We start from the raw sequence: 17,951 nt of genomic DNA on the forward strand, positions 1-17,951 counted from the left end.
TTGCTGATTACGTTAGGTGTTGATTATGTTAACGCATAGACCGTGGTCTACGTCACACTTAGATGCCTTGTGATCCTACGTTTTCGATAACTTTATCAATGATACCGTAATCGGCGGCTTCAGCAGCACTCATGAAGTAGTCACGATCTGTATCTTTCTCAATCCGCTCCAGCGGTTGACCTGAACGCTCAGAGATGATGCGGTTCAAGGTATCACGCATTTTCAGGATGCGGCGAGCACGAATTTCGATGTCAGAAGCCTGACCTTGTGCACCACCAAGTGGTTGGTGAATCATAATTTCACTGTTTGGTAATGCAAAACGTTTACCTTTTGCACCGGCATTCAACAGGAATGCACCCATGGAAGCCGCCATACCTACACAGATGGTAGATACATCCGGTTTGATGAATTGCATTGTATCGTAAATCGCCATACCGGCTGTAATCGATCCGCCTGGGCTGTTGATGTATAAGTGAATGTCTTTCTCCGGATCTTCCGCAGCCAGGAACAACATCTGTGCCATAATGGCATTAGCCACTACGTCATTAACATCGCTACCAAGGAAAATAATACGATCCTTCAGCAATCTGGAGTAGATGTCGTAGGCGCGCTCACCCCGGTTGCTCTGTTCAACGACCATTGGAATAAAACTCACGTGAAAAACCTCCTTGGAATGTAAATGTTATTGGTGTTTATACTTAAACTGTTACCGTATTACCCACATAATAAACAATTCCAAACAAAAAGTCAAAGAAAGTCAAACTAACTTGCAAAAAAAAGAAACCTTTCCGGTTTCATTGGTTAAATGGGTTATGAGCTGTTAAATAAAAATGGCGCGCCCGCCAAGAATCGAACTTGGATCTCAGGCTTCGGAGGCCTACGTCATATCCATTGGACCACGGGCGCACATTAATTTGCTACCAATTTATGTAGCTTTCTAAATATATGACAGCAATAATGATTATAGCTCATGAAATATTTAATTGCAAGCAGTTCGTTGTGGTATTGGTTTGGATTAACCTAAAAATGATCATGATGAAGAAGAGTGGATAAAGAGTGCATTTAAGTAAATGCTATTAGAGGTTTTGGACATGCCGTATGAAATGTAATTCTGAGCGATATGTAGATTGAATTCATTTGTTTCTTCTATATATGGTATGTGTGAGCTAGTCCTAGATCATGGAAGTCTGGGATTGTGAAAATAGGCGCGTACAAACGCTGAATGCGTGTCGAAATAACACGTTGAAACACTTGCATGTCGCGTCAGTTTTAGGTAGAATAGACGTGGGACTTAAAAAGTTAACCCGGGACGTTTTAGGGCCACGAAAGAGAGCTTAGAACGAGAACTTGCGGGAGTGGAAAGCATGCGAACGATTTTAGAAGTACAAAAGCAGCTTCTGCCTGATCTCATGGATATCTTGAAAAAGAGGTATACGATTCTACAACAGATCATGTTATCGGATGTGATCGGACGGAGAACGTTAGCTAATTCCATGCAGATGACCGAGCGGGTTCTGAGGGCTGAGACCGATCTGTTAAAGGCTCAGGGACTTATTGAAATTGACAGTGCAGGAATGAAGATCAGCGAGGCAGGGTATGATTTGCTGCAGCAGTTAGAGCCCGTAGCCAAAGAGTTGTTCGGATTATCCGAGCTGGAAGAGCGCATCAAGCAAGCCTACGGTCTGCAAAAGGTAGTTGTGGTTCCTGGCGATTCGGACGTTTCTCCATTTGCCAAAAGGGAACTGGGCAGAGCCGGAGCGAAGGCTCTCGGCAATATCATGAGTGACAACGACGTTGTCGCCGTTACTGGTGGTTCAACAACGGCCGAAGTCGCAGAACAACTAAATCCGCCAACATCGCTCAAAGGTGTCTGGTTCGTACCAGCACGCGGTGGACTTGGAGAAAGCCTTGAAATTCAGGCTAATACGATCGCATCCACAATGGCAAAACGGGTAGGGGCGCAATACAAACTCCTGCATGTACCGGATTTGCTCAGTGATCATGCCTATGAATCATTAATCCAGGACCCTAGTGTTCAGGAGATTCTGCAGCTGATCAGGCAATCACGGATTGTTATTCATGGAATTGGTGATGCCGTAGAGATGGCCAAAAGACGCAAACTTGCGACGGAGATTATAGATGAACTTCAGGAGCAAGGGGCCGTATCTGAATCTTTCGGTTATTACTTTAATGATCAGGGTAAGGTGGTACATACCATGCTTACACTGGGTATGCGACTTCAGGATATTGAACGAACCGATGTTGTGATTGGAATTGCAGGTGGCAAAAGCAAAGCTGCTGCTATACATTCCGTGTTACGATTTGGTCAGGAAGATATTCTGATTATTGATGAGGCTGCTGCCGAAGTCATCGTTGCTGAAATGGAATAAGGTTTTACTTTGTATCACAACTATTGTTGTCTTGACGGACTTCACCGTCTGTCTTGAATATATAAGTTTCATAAAAAATTAATCAAAACTTGGGAGGAACTTACTCATGATTAAAGTAGGTATTAACGGTTTTGGACGTATTGGACGCTTGGCATTCCGCCGTATTCAAAATGTAGCAGGCATCGAGGTAGTAGCAATCAACGACTTGACTGACGCTAAAATGCTCGCTCATTTGCTCAAATATGATACAACTCAAGGTCGCTTCGATGGCGATGTTGAAGTACACGATGGCTTCTTCAAAGTGAACGGCAAAGAAGTTAAAGTATTGGCTAACCGTAACCCGGAAGAACTTCCTTGGGGCGACCTGGGCGTAGATATCGTTCTGGAATGTACTGGTTTCTTCACAACTAAAGAAGCAGCTGAGAAACACTTGAAAGGTGGAGCTAAGAAAGTTGTTATCTCCGCACCAGCTACTGGCGACATGAAAACCATCGTTTACAACGTAAACCATGAAATCCTCGACGGTACTGAAACTGTAATCTCCGGCGCATCTTGCACAACAAACTGCCTGGCACCTATGGCAAAAACACTGCAAGACAAATTCGGAATCGTTCAAGGTTTGATGACTACAATTCACGCTTACACTGGCGACCAAAACACGTTGGATGCTCCACACCCTAAAGGTGACTTCCGTCGTGCTCGCGCAGCAGCTGAAAACATCATCCCTAACACAACTGGTGCTGCTAAAGCAATCGGTCTGGTAATCCCAGAACTGCAAGGCATCCTTGATGGTGCAGCTCAACGTGTACCAGTAGCTACTGGTTCCCTGACTGAGCTCGTAACTGTTCTGAACAAAAAAGTAACTGCTGAAGAAGTTAACGCAGCTATGCAAGAAGCTTCCGATCCAGAAACTTTCGGATACACAGAAGACGAAATCGTATCTTCCGATATCCAAGGAATCACTTTCGGTTCCCTGTTTGATGCAACTCAAACTAAAGTTCTGACTGTTGGCGACCAACAATTGGTTAAAACTGTAGCTTGGTATGACAATGAAATGTCCTACACTGCACAATTGGTTCGCACTTTGGAGCACTTTGCAAAAATGATTAAGTAATATCTGTAATAACATAGAGCGGAAACAGATGCTATATTGTTTCCGCTCTTTATATATCTACATTTTGCAAATTTCTCAAAAACACCAGGATTTACGAGGGATTTTAGCTCTTGATTGGTCCACCAAATACATGGGTGCGGAGGAAATACAGATGAACAAAAAAAGTGTACGCGATATCGAATTGACAGGAAAACGGGCTTTTGTCCGTGTAGATTTCAATGTGCCGCTCGAAGATGGTAAAATTACAGATGACAAACGTATTCGTGCAACGCTTCCTACAATCAACTTCTTGATTGAAAAAGGCGCTAAAGTCATTTTGGCAAGCCACATGGGTCGTCCTAACGGCGAAGTGGTTGAATCCTTGCGTTTGACTCCAGCAGCTGAGCGTTTGTCTGAATTGCTTGGTAAAACAGTTGTTAAAGCTGACGGTTCTGTTGGTGACGCTGTTAAAGCTCAAATCGCTGAACTGAACAACGGCGACGTATTGTTGCTTGAAAACGTTCGTTTCCACGCAGGCGAAGAGAAAAACGATCCGGAACTGGCAAAACAATTTGCTGAACTGGCTGACGTTTTCGTTAACGATGCGTTTGGCGCGGCTCACAGAGCACACGCTTCGACTGAAGGAATCGCTCACTTGCTTCCAGCAGTGTCCGGTTTGTTGATGGAGAAAGAACTTGAAGTGTTGGGTAAAGCAATCTCCAACCCTGAGCGTCCTTTCACAGCTATTATTGGTGGATCCAAAGTTAAGGACAAAATCGATGTAATCGACAACCTGCTGAACATTGCAGACAACGTAATCATCGGTGGCGGTCTGACTTACACGTTCTTCAAAGCACAAGGACATGAAATTGGACAATCCTTGCTGGATGACTCCAAACTTGATGTTGCTCTTGGTTTTATCGAAAAAGCGAAAAAATTGGGCAAAAACTTCTACCTGCCGGTAGATATCGTAGTGTCTGACGATTTCAGTGCGAAAGCAAACACACAAATCGTTGACATCGATGGTATCCCAGCAGATTGGGAAGGTATCGACATCGGTCCTAAAACACGTGAGATCTATGCTGATGTAATCAAAAACTCCAAATTGGTTGTGTGGAACGGACCAATGGGCGTATTTGAAATCGAGCCATTCTCCCACGGTACTCGTGCAGTAGCGGAAGCTTGCGCTGAGACAGAAGCTTACACTGTAATTGGTGGCGGTGACTCCGCAGCAGCAGCTGAGAAGTTCAAATTGGCTGACAAGATGAACCACATCTCTACAGGTGGCGGTGCATCGCTCGAGTTCATGGAAGGTAAAGTACTTCCAGGCGTAGTGGCATTGAACGACAAGTAAGTTTTAGTAGCCTATAGCATGAAGGAGTTGAAACCCATGAGAACACCGATTATCGCAGGTAACTGGAAAATGTTCAAAACGGTTTCCGAATCCAATGACTTCATTCAGGAAGTTAAAGGAAAAGCGGAAGTTGAAGGCGTGGAAACTGTAATCTGCGCACCGTTTACAAATCTGCCATCCCTGGTAGAAGCTGTTAAAGGCACAAACATCAAAATTGGTGCACAAAATCTTCATTTTGAAGATAACGGTGCATTCACAGGTGAAATCAGCGGCGTGATGCTGAAAGACCTGGGTGTGGATTATGTCATTATTGGTCACTCGGAGCGCCGTCAATATTTTGCGGAAACCGATGAGACTGTCAATAAAAAGTTGCATGCAGCATTCCGTCACGGATTGACTCCAATCTTCTGCCTTGGTGAGACGCTTGAAGAGCGTGAAGCGAACCAAACAAAAGACGTATGCAAAGTGCAAACAGTAGCTGCTTTTGCAGGTCTGTCTGCAGAGCAAGCGGCACAAGTTGTTATCGCTTATGAGCCAATCTGGGCGATTGGTACAGGCAAATCCTCCACTTCCCAAGATGCGAATGAAGTTATTGCTTACATCCGTACGCTGGTGAAGGATCTGTACAACGAGACGGTTGCGAATGCAGTTCGTATTCAATACGGCGGCAGTGTTAAACCAGAGAACGTAACAGAATACCTCGGACAAAGCGACATCGACGGCGCACTTGTTGGCGGTGCCAGCTTGCAGCCGGCTTCGTTCATCGCGCTTGTTGAGGGGGCGAAGTAAGATGACAGCTCCAAAACCTGTAGCACTGATCATCATGGATGGCTTTGGTCTGCGTAACACGGTGGAAGGCAATGCGGTAGCGCAAGCCAAGAAACCGAACTATGACCGTTTCATGAGCCAATTCCCACATACAACGCTCACTGCATGCGGTGAAGCTGTAGGTTTGCCAGAAGGGCAAATGGGAAATTCCGAGGTAGGTCACCTGAACATTGGTGCCGGCCGGATCGTATACCAGGATTTGACCCGTATCTCCAAATCCATTCGTGACGGCGAGTTCTACGACAATGAAACACTTGTCAAAGCCGTTCGTGAAGCGAAACAAAGCGGCAAAAAACTTCATCTCTACGGCTTGTTGTCTGATGGCGGCGTACATAGTCACATCGACCACCTGTTTGCTATGCTAGATCTGGCCAAAAAAGAAGGAATGAATGATGTATATATTCATGCTTTCATGGATGGCCGTGATGTTATGCCAGACAGTGGTAAAGACTTCATGCAGAAACTGATCGCTAAGATTGAAGAAGTCGGTGTAGGTAAAATCGCTACGGTTCAAGGTCGCTATTACGCGATGGACCGTGACAAACGTTGGGAACGGGTTGAGAAATCATACCGTGCCATCGTTTATGGAGATGGACCAAAATACACTGACCCACTCAAAGCGGTTGAAGAATCGTATGAGAAATCCGTATTTGATGAATTCGTTGAACCAACGGTTATCGTTAAAGCGGATGGTGAGCCGGTAGGTTTGGTTGAGAGCGGCGATTCCGTTATCTTCCTCAACTTCCGTCCTGACCGTGCGATCCAGTTGTCGCAAGTATTCACGAACCAGGATTTCCGCGGTTTTGATCGTGGTCCGAAGTTCCCTGTGGGCTTGCACTTTGTATGCTTGACTTTGTTCAGCGAGACGGTTGAAGGTTATGTGGCTTATTCGCCGAAGAACCTCGACAACACCCTGGGTGAAGTTCTGGTACAGAACAATAAAAAACAACTGCGTATTGCAGAAACTGAGAAATACCCGCACGTTACCTTCTTCTTCAGCGGCGGTCGTGATGTGGAGCTTCCGGGCGAAACTCGTGTACTGATCAACTCACCAAAAGTTGCAACGTATGACCTGCAACCAGAGATGAGTGCGTATGAAGTAGCTGATGCATGTGTTCGCGAGATCGAAGCAGACAAACATGACGCCATCATTCTGAACTTTGCTAACCCTGACATGGTTGGACACTCCGGCATGCTGGAGCCTACCATCAAAGCGGTTGAAGTAACAGATGAGTGCATGGGCCGTGTTGTGGATGCAGTACTTGCCAAAGGCGGCGTTGTACTAATCACTGCGGATCATGGTAACGCGGATATGGTGTTCGATGAGAAGGGACGTCCGTTCACAGCTCATACAACGAACCCGGTTCCATTCATCGTTACCGATGCAAATGTAACCCTGCGTGAAGGCGGAATCCTGGCAGATATCGCGCCAACGATCCTTGACCTGATGCAATTGCCTAAACCGGCTGAAATGACAGGTACATCTGTCATCGCTACCCGCAAATAAGTTACACAACAACATATATAATTGGGCGGTTTGGTGTTTGCGCATTGAACGAAGGCAGCAGAAATAGTCTGAAGAAGCGAAGCGTTCGCCTTTATCACATGATTTCAACTTATGAAAATAAGTTCAAAGAAATCAGGGGATAACAGCGATTGGAAGACGATTCTGCTGATGTAGTAAAATAAGGGCAAACACAAGTTGGTCCAAAAATTAAATCCCAACTATAAAGGAGATTATCACAAATGACTATTATTTCTGACGTGTACGCTCGCGAAGTCCTCGACTCCCGCGGTAACCCTACAGTAGAAGTTGAAGTATACCTGGAGTCCGGCGCAATCGGACGCGCAATCGTTCCATCTGGTGCATCCACTGGTGCCCACGAAGCCGTTGAGCTTCGCGATGGTGACAAATCCCGTTACCTCGGTAAAGGCGTTCTGCAAGCTGTTAAAAACGTAAACGAAACAATCGCTCCAGAAGTTATCGGTATGGATGCATTGGATCAACTGGGTATCGACAAATTGATGATCACTTTGGATGGTACGCCAAACAAAGGTAAACTGGGTGCTAACGCAATCCTGGCTGTATCCATGGCAGTAGCTCGCGCAGCTGCTGACGCTCTGGACCTGCCATTGTACGTATACCTGGGCGGATTCAACGCTAAAGCATTGCCAGTTCCAATGATGAACATCATCAACGGTGGTGAGCATGCTGACAACAACATCGACGTTCAAGAGTTCATGGTTCTTCCAGTTGGAGCACCAAGCTTCAAAGAAGCTCTTCGCGTAGGTGCAGAGATCTTCCACAACTTGAAATCAGTATTAAGCTCCAAAGGCTTGAACACAGCTGTAGGTGACGAAGGTGGTTTCGCACCGAACCTTGGTTCGAACGAAGAAGCAATCACTACAATCATCGAAGCAATTGAAAAAGCTGGTTACAAACCAGGCGTTGACGTATTCTTGGGTATGGACGTTGCTTCCACTGAGTTCTACAAAGATGGTAAGTACACACTTGCTGGCGAAGGTAAATCTTACACTTCCGCTGAGTATGTTGACCTTCTGGCTTCATGGGTTGAGAAATACCCAATCATCACAATCGAAGACGGTATGTCCGAAGATGACTGGGATGGTTGGAAATTGCTCACTGAGAAATTGGGAGACAAAGTACAACTCGTTGGTGATGACCTGTTCGTAACAAACACTGAGCGTCTGGGCAGAGGTATCAACGAAGGTATCGGTAACTCCATCCTGATCAAAGTTAACCAAATCGGTACATTGACTGAAACATTCGATGCAATCGAAATGGCTAAACGCGCAGGATACACAGCTGTAATCTCCCACCGTTCCGGTGAGTCCGAAGACAGCACAATCGCTGACATCGCTGTTGCAACTAACGCTGGTCAAATCAAAACGGGTGCTCCTTCCCGTACAGACCGTATCGCGAAGTACAACCAATTGCTTCGCATTGAGGATCAACTGGGTGAACTGGCTCAATACAATGGTCTTAAAGGATTCTACAACCTTAAAAAATAAGCTGGATATTCAGCTTTTACAGGCAAGCCGGGTAACCGGCTTGTCTTTTTTATTGCAACGAAGTAATGGTATAAAGTAAGCATCACGCGATGGTGAAATTTAGGGCATTGTATAAACTGTACTACTTGTAGTACAACCATAGCTATGTTACAATTAAAGTATCTGTTTTTATGGTGAGATGTATGCCCACATGGGTAGGAGGTGGAAAGAATGGATATTGCTTTGAAATTGCTGCTCGTTGTTTTCTCGATCGGTCTAATCACTGTAGTATTGCTGCAGCACGGGAAAAGCGCTGGTTTGGCGGGTGCCATCTCCGGTGGTGCGGAACATCTTTTCGGTAAAACGAAAGCGCGCGGATTGGATCTCTTCCTGCAACGTGCAACGGTGGTACTGGGTGCAGGATTTATGATTTTGTCTATCGTTGTTACGGTGGTTTCCAAGTAAGAATTGGAACTGCTGTTCAATGAATAGCTTAAGCTAATGGCTTAATTGATGAACCTTCGTTTCGTGAAGAAACGGGGGTTTTTTAATAAATTCTTACGCGTCCAAACTTTTCCAACAATTTAATCTATAGACTCCATGATTTTCGGTCTTCTTCTCACTTCTGTTTGGTTTTCCTTCCTTAACATGCAACACACCCCTATCATGTATGGTATGTCCCTCGCTTATTCGTTACGCGAAATCACTCCCTATAATGAATGTCATGTGTACGAAAATTTTCGGATGTAGTTCTTTGCCAGATGCGCACAGCACGTGTATCGCATAAAATGTCTGTATAGATACGTGAAAGCGTGATTTTAGAGGAGCGTCCGGGAACTGTGGTTTTTTTGCGAGGTACGGATGGGTCGGATTGAATTCGTGTATACTAGGGTATGAGATAGTATGGTTGCACTACTACGCTCTTCACAACAGTGAAATTGCATTGCATGAAAATGGTAATAATTCCGATACATAAAGAGATGAGACTTGCTTACACTTTTATGTTTCCCGAGGTGAATATATTAATGATAACAGAACAACAATTGCTCGACTTCATGCGGGAAACCGCTTATAAACCTATGACTTATCAGGAGTTGGAACAGCACTTCGCTATTGAAGATGCAGCTGATTTCAAAGCCTTTTTGATTATGCTTAATACGCTGGAGGAATCCGGTAAAGTTTTGCTGACCCGTAACAATCGCTATGGCATGCCAGAGCGTATGGATTTGGTACGTGGACGTTTACAGGCTCACGCCAAAGGTTTCGCTTTCCTTATCCCTGAGGATCGGGAGCACCCGGATGTGTACATTCACGCCAATGATATGAAAAGTGCGATGAATGGTGATACGGTATTGGTTAAAGTCACATCTCAAGGACCTTCAGGTGGTCGTTTGGAGGGTGAGATCGTCCGTATTGTTACTCGTGCTGTGACACAAGTCGTTGGTGTGTTCCAGAGCCATGAGGTGTACGGATTTGTCATTCCGGATGATAAACGGATTAATCGCGATATTTTCATCCCACGTACCAACTTTGCTGGGGCGGTTGATGGACAGAAGGTCGTAGCCAAGATCGTCAGCTATCCGGAGGGCCGTGCGGCTGCCGAAGGTGAAGTGATCGAGATTCTCGGTCATAAGGATGAGCCGGGTATTGATATTTTGTCCGTCATTCGCAAGCATCAGTTGCCTGAAGCTTTCCCTGATGAAGTGGTAGAAGAGGCGGAAAAAGCACCCGACTCCATCACGGATGAAGAGATTGTACAACAGGGTCGCCGTGATCTGCGCGGACTTAACATTGTCACGATTGATGGCGAAGATGCCAAGGATCTGGATGATGCTGTAAATGTAGAGAAACTGCCTAACGGGAACTACCGTCTGGGTGTTCATATTGCCGACGTTGGCTATTATGTGCAGGAGAATTCCAAGCTGGATCAGGAAGCCTACAACCGTGGATGCAGTGTGTATCTGGTAGACCGGGTTATTCCTATGCTGCCACAACGTCTGTCCAACGGAATCTGTAGTTTGAACCCCCAGGTAGACCGCCTGACCCTGTCTTGTGAGATGGAGTTTAACGACCAGATGAAGGTTGTTAAACATGATATTTTCACGAGTGTAATCAAAACCAAAGAGCGGATGACGTATTCCAACGTCCGTAAAATCCTTGAAGGTGAAGAGCCGGAATTGCTCGAACGTTATAAGGATCTGGTAGATGATTTCCATCTGATGAAAGAGATTGCCTTGAAGCTGCGTGCTATGCGTATGCGCCGTGGTGCGGTTGACTTTGATTTTGAAGAATCCAAAATCATTGTGGACGCAGAATGCAAACCGGTAGATATCGTAAAACGGGAGCGTTCGATTGCAGAGCAAATCATTGAGGAATTCATGTTGGCAGCGAACGAAACAGTGGCAGAGCATTTCCACTGGTTGAAGGTTCCTTTCATTTATCGTGTGCACGAAGACCCGGATCAGGAAAAACTGCAAAATTTCCTCGCCTTTGCGGCGAATTTTGGACACCAGGTCAAAGGACGTGGCAATGCGATTCATCCACGGGCGCTTCAATCGTTGCTTGAGGATATCAAAGAAACGAAAGAACAAACCGTGATTAGTACGATGATGCTGCGTTCCATGAAACAGGCGAAGTATGACTCTGAAATGTCGGGTCACTTTGGCCTCGCGGCAGAATTCTATAGTCACTTTACGTCTCCAATTCGTCGTTATCCCGATCTTGTCATTCACCGGGTGATTCGCGAAGTCATTGAAAATAATGGTGCATTGCCGGAGAACCGTCAGGAGTATTTGGCAGCACGTATGTCCGATATTGCGCAGCAGTCTTCGGAACGTGAACGTGTGGCGGTAGAAGCTGAGCGGGATACGGAGAAAATGAAGAAAGCCGAGTACATGCTCGACAAAGTAGGCGAAGAGTTCGAAGGCATGATCAGCAGTGTGACCAGCTTTGGTATGTTCATTGAGTTGGAAAACACGGTTGAAGGCTTGATTCGCCTGAGCGCACTCACGGACGACTATTACCATTTTGACGATCAGCATATGGCTCTGATTGGTGAACGTACCTCGAAAGTCTTCCGCATCGGTGATGAAGTGAAGATCCGTGTGGCACGTGTAAGCATGGAAGAGTATACGATTGATTTTGAAATGGTAGATATGAAACCTCGCGGTGAACGTCCTGGCGGCTTCGGTGGCGGACGTGGCGGTAAAGGTGGACGCCCAGCAAGTGGTGGCGGTCGCGGCGGTGCCAAGGGTGGACCGGGTGGTTTCGGCGGTTCACGTGGCGGCAAAGGCAGTTCGGCAGGTGCTGGAGCCAGCCGTGGTGGCAGATCAACGGAAGAAAGCAGCAAAGGTGGACGTGGCGGTCGCGGTGGAGCAGCAAGTGCAGGCGCGGGCGCAGGCTCATCTGGTGGCTACGCAGGTAAAGGCGGCGGCAAACCTAAAAGTGAGCGTCGTGCTGGTGATGCTGGTGGATCAACTGGTCGGGGCAAAGGCGCGGTGAGCTTTGGTTTTGGCTCAGGTAAAGGCGGATATAGCTCTACATCGGGTGGATCGGATAGTAGTTCAACCGATGGACAAGGAAGTGGCCTGAACAGCGGCAGCGGTCGCGGTGAAGGAAGCTTTAAGTCCGGCAAGGGCGGCGGTAAAGGTGGCAAAGGCGGAAGTGGGCGCAAAAACACTTCGCCAAGCGGCGTATTTATTGGAGAGAATGCAACTCCTGGTGGCGCTCAGGAAAGCGGAGCACCACGACGCAAGCGGAAGAAGAGCAAAAGTGCAGCTGGTAACGGCACGGCAGCTTTTGTACGGAAAAAGAAAAAATAAAGCTAACGTAACTTGGAGAGATGGATTACAATTCGTTCCTTCAGGTTAATCGTTGGAGAAAATACCCACTTCAGCCGGTGTGTTGTTTCGCACAGTCTGGAAGTGGTGTAATGAGGAGGGGCGGCAGAGGTCGCCTCTTTCTTGATTTTAACAGCCGTACTTGCTACAATTAAGGTCTGGCACGTGGTACCTTGGTGCAACATTGGGTGCGCTGCTATAGAGCATGGTACCGGCTTATTTTACGGAGAAGGAGTGAGGACATGGGCAAGAATGATGGACAGAGTAAAGTGCTCGCACAGAATAAAAAGGCTTCCCATGACTACTTCATTGAAGATACGTATGAAGCGGGCATGGTGCTTACCGGAACGGAGATCAAATCTCTTCGTAACGGCCGTGCGAATATTGGTGATGCATTTGCCACGATTCGAAACGGTGAGATTCATATTCACAATATGCATATTAGTCCTTTTGAACAAGGGAACCGAAATAATCCGCTCGATCCAACACGTACGCGCAAGTTGTTGATGCATAAAGTGCAGATTCACAAGCTGCTCGGGCTGTCGAAACAGGATGGGTACAGCATTGTTCCGCTGAAAATCTATATCCGCAATGGTTATGCAAAGCTTTTGCTTGGACTGGGTAAAGGTAAGAAGCAATACGACAAACGTGAAACTGCCGCGAAGCGCGATGCTCAACGTGATATCCAACGGGTACTGCGCGACAAGCAGAAGGTTGCGCGTTAAGTGGAGCGCTGGGCGTAAATGCTTTACTTTTAAGTGTATAAGATAGTTTTTTTATGATGAAGCTAGGAAGATTGATGTATGAGTTAAGGAGTCTCAAGGTTTGTCCTGCAATGGGCAAGATTGAGGCTTTTTTTATTTGTGTTTGGGGAAGGTGATTTGATGTGAATAGCCGAAGTGTGCAGTTGGCTGATTTTTGTTGTGTGTGACTAAGAAAATTGCCAGGAGCATGGAGAGTGCGGTGATGAATTTAAATTATCAGCTGTTGCGTAGTTTATCAGGCGCGTGGGTAAAATACTAAGGTACAGTTGTTCGTGAGCCGATCTGGGTAAACTTTACTTCCGATTGGCGACGCGGTATAATATGTAGACGATTGAGCCTGTTGTATTGGATAACCTTGTACACATGCTCAGCCTGCTGGAATGTCTTCCAGCAATCTGTACTATTTCGGTGATGTGTCCTGTGTTATGATTACTCATGTAGCAGACTGGAATGCCGAGTTTGAAAGAAGCATCTTTTTACCTTGGAGGAAAAAGATGTGCAGCACCTTTGCTCCGTATTCACGGATTAATCCTGGAGCCCTTCTTCATTGAGGGGGCGTTTATGGATTCGACGGGGATAGTTCGAGCATGGGTAGCGGGTAGTGGGGACGCGTCCGCTTTATCAACGCTAAAGCCTATTAAACGGCAAACAACAAACAAACTACGCTTTCGCAGCCTAAGAAACTGTGTGCGTGCTTCTACCCTGCATCGCCCATGTGACAGGGATAGGGGCTAACTAGTAGTGGGATACGCTGTCACATCTCCGCCTGGGGTGTGCTGAAGAAGACAATCAGGCTGACCCAACGTATAGCCGGTTACGGGGCGATACTCGGGTGACATCAAAACTGTGACTACACCCGTAGAAGCTTATGTGTCGTTATCTTCGGACAGGGGTTCGACTCCCCTCGCCTCCATTAGAGTCAAAAACCATCAACCAGTAAATCTGGTTGGTGGTTTTTTAGTTTATGATATAATAAACAGAAATTTAGATTGGGGGACTCAGGATGTTTACAAATCGAAAACAACTCCAAGAAATTTTAAACAAAGCAAGTCAACATGCACGGAAACAAGCTAAAGAATCAGGCGCCTCTATTTATTATATAAAGAATAACAAACGCGTTCGTGAGGATGCTGCGGGTAATAAATTTGAAATTATATTTGATGCTACTGGGAAACGCCAGGAGTTTGAGTATCATGAGTGAAATCAGACCAGTCATGACGGTATTTGCTGGAACCAATGGAGCAGGGAAAAGTACACTCAGTATGCAAATGAGAGAGTGGCTTGGTGAACTGGTTGATCCGGATCAAATTGCAAGAGAGTTGAAGCCAGAGAATCCGCGCAGTGCTGACCTGTCTGCTGGCAGGGAAGCTGTGAAAAGAATCCGATCTCTCATTAAAAGTGGTGTAAACTTCGCTATTGAAACGACATTGTCCGGATCATTTGTTTTAAAACATATGGAAATTGCAAAAGAAAACAGTTACGAAATTGTCGTATACTATATCGGCCTTGAGGATGTGCAAATGCATATAGATCGTGTTGCCTCTCGTGTTGAACAAGGTGGACATTGGATTGCAGAAGAAGACATTCGTTATCGATATGGTCAGTCTTTGAAGAACCTTAAACCGGCTCTATCTATCGCAGATCGGGTTATCATCATTGATAATACATACGAGCCTTTAATTGTTGCTGAAATCATACAGGGTGATTTGATCTATTGTGTTGAGTCCATACCTGCTTGGGCTAATCCTGTTCTTGTGGGTTACTGATACACGGGACATCACAACAGTGACTATACCCGTAGAAGCTTTTGTTCCGTTATCTTCGGACATGGGTTCGATACCCCCTCACCTCCATTAGAGTAAGCAAAATCCACCAACCATTGTTCTGGTTGGTGGATTTTTATTTTATGATATAATAACCTAAATTATATAAATGGAGGGAATCGAGGTATATGTAGGTCGAAAAGCTTTAAGAAAGTATATCAGGTACATTTAGGTTCTGAAACGTATATAGGTATCTATAGCCTGCTTTAACTAGACCAAATTATGATAATAGAAAATACATACGGGCCATCCATTGTTATGAGGATTTTTAATAGCTTGTTGATTCTATTTTGTGGAGCCTACGTTGATTTGTGCTCGAATTTAGTATTAAGAAATTAGATTAGGTAACATCCATACTGAGACTACTCCCCGCAGATCTTTGGAAGAGGCTTGACTCTCAGGGTCTATTTTATGAAAAACTAATTTTATAGTGTGTAACATTACATAGCACAATGTTGATTCTATAACAGAGTAAAGGAGTAGTTATTTTGGATCCGTACTTATATTTGTTTTTTCATGTTCTATCACATGCTCTTCTTGGGGCGGTAATTGCATACTGCTTTTTGCCAAGGGATACATGGAAAAATCTTATGATATGTCTATGTTCGGGTGCACTGTGTGGAATATTTCCTGATATTTTTGGGGATAGAAGTGTAGCTCCGTGGTCTCATTCTATATTGTTTACACCCCTTTTAGCTTTAGGAATAGCATATTTGACAAAACTGTTCTATAAAAAGACAAGTTTCAAATTAATCTGGGGATCTTCTATTTTGTCTGTCTTGTTTGGACACTTATTTTTAGACTATATGGGACATGATTTACCAGCATTCTATCCCCTTAGCGATAAGTCATATATTATGGGAGCCATTACATTGGGAGATCCATGGATATGGTTTCCATTAATTATTGGTCTTGGATTGAGTGTTTTTTTGAGGAACAAGCCTAAATTACCCGTAGTTACTTCGATACTATTCATATTGGTATATTTAGTTTTTCGAATAATATCCAAAGAAATAATCGAGCATAAAGTTCAAGTTCAACACCCAGTTCCTGAAAAGTCATACATTATAGTGGAGCCCGATAGTCATTATGAATTTCCTTTAGATCCCAGAAAGTGGTTAGAGTTCAGGTTTCGAGTCATCAGTCCTCATTTCTCTAAAGGTGGTGATGCGGGTATACTGGGAGAGAAATCAGACAAACTATTCTGGTACGATTTTTATCCAGTAGCCTTTGAGATAAATTTATCAAGAGGAAAGTATGTTCCAATAAATTCACAGGATTCTAAAGTTGTGATATCTGTTACTAAGGAATGGAAAGAAGCGGGTTCTAACTTTATTCAGGGAAAGTATGATGGAAACCTTCTTACCTACAAAGAAACCACCAATGGTCAGTGGGAAGAAGTTATACCGCAATAGTTTTCTACAGTTTCTATCCACCATCAACCAGCGGTCTGGTTGGTGGTTTTTCTGTTTATGCTATAATCTTTGTAAAATAAGCTGATGCAAGCCTAATTTACTCTGTAATCTCCCAAAGGAGGCAAAAAAGCATGAGCGAAACGCAGCAACATATCTGCGAGTTTGTTGCAGGGATACAAGCATATGTCTCGCCAGTAAATGTGATTAATCCTTGGAGAGATTATGTGACGGGCTATGATATCGGCCCCGAAGCGGTGAAGATTCGTTCTGAACATTTGGTCAGGTATTTGGAACCACGAATATCCAAGGCTCGGTACATTTTTATTGCTGAAGCCGTGGGATATCAAGGGGCGAGGTTCTCCGGCGTACCTTTGACGTCCGAGCGAATGGTTACCGGGAATCACTCACTGGTGAATCACCAGATGATTTTTGCAGGTGATCCGGGTGTCCGAACAAGCCTGCCCAATATCGCCAAACCTAACCGGAGTCAGGCACTGTATGGTTTCGCAGAACCGACAGCATCCATCATATGGGGCGAAGTGTTATCCAGTTCAAGGTGGAAACCAACGGACTTTATATTTTGGAACATCTATCCCTTTCATCCTTATCAATCTGCCGAAAACAGGATGACGAATCGAACGCCGACTTTGGCAGAGTTGGAGGATGGTGTGGTATTCGCCAGACAGCTTATGCAACTGAATCCTGATGCTCAGATCGTGGCTATTGGCAGAAAGTCAGCAGACACGTTAAGCTCCCAACTCATTAAACATCACCATGTTCCTCATCCTGCAAATGGAAGGGCAGTACAATTTCAAAAAGCAGTAAGGTCAATGATCTAGCCCATTTTGAACTGGAGAAATGTAAGGCTGACATATGCATTTTTATCGTTCAAGTGCCCTACACATAATGTAATGTCCTATCATATAAAGATTGGTTGGTGAAGCTAAATGAATGAAAAATACTGGCTTGTGGTGCAATATCCGCTGAAGAGCGCGCAGGGTAGCAAACGTGATCATTGGTTGAAGGAAAAGGTGATGGAATATCTGGAAACCGTTCTGACCCAGGCGGAGTTGGGAGAGGTGGATGGATGTGACCTGGGCAGCCGTATGGCTGATCCGAAGGAATATGTAATGAACATTTTCTGTGTGGTAACGGATGAAGATCGGAGCATAGCGCTAGTTAAAAAAGTGCTGAGAGAGAGTCGGTTGGATTATACCCGCATCCAAATCGCTACGATGCCATATGGCACAGAAGGAAGCTACACGCTGAAATATGCCTCCAAAAAAGGCGTTACCGAATTCTCGCTTTGATCACGCTTCGTTGTTTCTTACCATAACGAACGCTATGCTTGTCCTGCACTAGGGCAGTATGCTCCCGACATTTTTCCCACTTAAATTCATCATACGAGAAAACGATAATTGGATTTTCCCAAC

Annotated in this window: 16 protein-coding genes, 1 tRNA gene and 1 other RNA gene; 15 read left to right on the forward strand and 3 right to left on the reverse strand. The window is 45.1% G+C overall.

Going from position 1 to position 17,951, the window contains the following annotated elements; all coding sequences use genetic code 11:
- Window positions 1–58: 58 nt before the first annotated feature.
- Together clpP and MKY95_RS00915 are read right to left on the reverse strand one after the other, a co-directional pair.
- Window positions 59–655, reverse strand: a complete 597-nt coding sequence (gene clpP / locus MKY95_RS00910; protein ID WP_017691245.1) for an ATP-dependent Clp endopeptidase proteolytic subunit ClpP — start codon at window positions 653–655, stop codon at window positions 59–61.
- A gap of 176 nt (window positions 656–831) precedes the next feature.
- A tRNA-Arg gene (locus tag MKY95_RS00915) sits at window positions 832–906 on the reverse strand.
- Between the two features lie 458 nt (window positions 907–1,364).
- Between MKY95_RS00915 and MKY95_RS00920 the strand changes: the two genes are divergently transcribed.
- The 8 genes from MKY95_RS00920 (at window position 1,365) to rnr (ending at window position 12,498) form a co-directional block, all read left to right on the forward strand.
- Window positions 1,365–2,390, forward strand: coding sequence for a sugar-binding domain-containing protein (locus tag MKY95_RS00920; protein ID WP_036616216.1), 1,026 nt, complete (start codon window positions 1,365–1,367; stop codon window positions 2,388–2,390).
- A gap of 106 nt (window positions 2,391–2,496) precedes the next feature.
- Window positions 2,497–3,504 carry a type I glyceraldehyde-3-phosphate dehydrogenase gene (gene gap / locus MKY95_RS00925; protein ID WP_017691243.1) on the forward strand — a complete coding sequence of 336 codons (1,008 nt, stop codon included), beginning with the start codon at window positions 2,497–2,499 and terminating at the stop codon, window positions 3,502–3,504.
- Between the two features lie 151 nt (window positions 3,505–3,655).
- On the forward strand, window positions 3,656–4,837 hold the full coding sequence (locus MKY95_RS00930) for a phosphoglycerate kinase (protein ID WP_036616219.1): 1,182 nt from the start codon (window positions 3,656–3,658) through the stop codon (window positions 4,835–4,837).
- 36 nt (window positions 4,838–4,873) lie between these two features.
- Window positions 4,874–5,626, forward strand: coding sequence for a triose-phosphate isomerase (tpiA, locus tag MKY95_RS00935; protein ID WP_036616221.1), 753 nt, complete (start codon window positions 4,874–4,876; stop codon window positions 5,624–5,626).
- A gap of 1 nt (window position 5,627) precedes the next feature.
- Complete coding sequence (gene gpmI, locus MKY95_RS00940) at window positions 5,628–7,172, forward strand: 2,3-bisphosphoglycerate-independent phosphoglycerate mutase (protein WP_036616224.1); 1,545 nt, start codon at window positions 5,628–5,630, stop codon at window positions 7,170–7,172.
- Window positions 7,173–7,411: 239 nt separating this feature from the next.
- Window positions 7,412–8,698 carry a phosphopyruvate hydratase gene (eno, locus tag MKY95_RS00945; RefSeq protein ID WP_036616228.1) on the forward strand — a complete coding sequence of 429 codons (1,287 nt, stop codon included), beginning with the start codon at window positions 7,412–7,414 and terminating at the stop codon, window positions 8,696–8,698.
- A gap of 210 nt (window positions 8,699–8,908) precedes the next feature.
- Entirely contained in the window at window positions 8,909–9,142 is a 234-nt protein-coding gene (secG, locus tag MKY95_RS00950; protein ID WP_036616231.1) for a preprotein translocase subunit SecG, read from the forward strand.
- 560 nt (window positions 9,143–9,702) lie between these two features.
- Window positions 9,703–12,498 carry a ribonuclease R gene (rnr, locus tag MKY95_RS00955; protein ID WP_036616234.1) on the forward strand — a complete coding sequence of 932 codons (2,796 nt, stop codon included), beginning with the start codon at window positions 9,703–9,705 and terminating at the stop codon, window positions 12,496–12,498.
- 2 nt (window positions 12,499–12,500) lie between these two features.
- On the opposite strand, the gene MKY95_RS00960 is transcribed toward rnr, so the two are convergent.
- A complete protein-coding gene (locus MKY95_RS00960; RefSeq protein WP_143781149.1) occupies window positions 12,501–12,701 on the reverse strand; it encodes a hypothetical protein in 201 nt (66 codons plus the stop codon).
- 57 nt (window positions 12,702–12,758) lie between these two features.
- On the opposite strand from MKY95_RS00960, the gene smpB reads away from it, so the two are divergent.
- From smpB to MKY95_RS00995, 7 genes are all read left to right on the forward strand, one after another.
- Entirely contained in the window at window positions 12,759–13,241 is a 483-nt protein-coding gene (gene smpB, locus MKY95_RS00965) for an SsrA-binding protein SmpB (protein ID WP_036616237.1), read from the forward strand.
- A 590-nt stretch (window positions 13,242–13,831) separates the two neighbouring features.
- Window positions 13,832–14,196: a transfer-messenger RNA gene (gene ssrA, locus MKY95_RS00970) on the forward strand.
- Between the two features lie 87 nt (window positions 14,197–14,283).
- Window positions 14,284–14,481 carry a hypothetical protein gene (locus MKY95_RS00975; protein ID WP_036674733.1) on the forward strand — a complete coding sequence of 66 codons (198 nt, stop codon included), beginning with the start codon at window positions 14,284–14,286 and terminating at the stop codon, window positions 14,479–14,481.
- Window positions 14,474–15,046 carry a zeta toxin family protein gene (locus MKY95_RS00980; protein ID WP_036674731.1) on the forward strand — a complete coding sequence of 191 codons (573 nt, stop codon included), beginning with the start codon at window positions 14,474–14,476 and terminating at the stop codon, window positions 15,044–15,046. Before MKY95_RS00975 ends, MKY95_RS00980 begins: the two co-directional genes overlap by 8 nt.
- Window positions 15,047–15,591: 545 nt before the next feature.
- Window positions 15,592–16,518, forward strand: a complete 927-nt coding sequence (locus MKY95_RS00985; RefSeq protein WP_036674729.1) for a metal-dependent hydrolase — start codon at window positions 15,592–15,594, stop codon at window positions 16,516–16,518.
- Window positions 16,519–16,649: 131 nt separating this feature from the next.
- Window positions 16,650–17,357, forward strand: a complete 708-nt coding sequence (locus MKY95_RS00990; RefSeq protein ID WP_036674727.1) for a uracil-DNA glycosylase — start codon at window positions 16,650–16,652, stop codon at window positions 17,355–17,357.
- A gap of 108 nt (window positions 17,358–17,465) precedes the next feature.
- Window positions 17,466–17,828, forward strand: a complete 363-nt coding sequence (locus tag MKY95_RS00995; RefSeq protein ID WP_036616245.1) for a hypothetical protein — start codon at window positions 17,466–17,468, stop codon at window positions 17,826–17,828.
- Window positions 17,829–17,951 lie beyond the last annotated feature (123 nt).

Origin of the sequence: Paenibacillus sp. FSL P4-0176, from assembly GCF_037975265.1 — a bacterium.
GTDB lineage: Bacteria > Bacillota > Bacilli > Paenibacillales > Paenibacillaceae > Paenibacillus > Paenibacillus amylolyticus.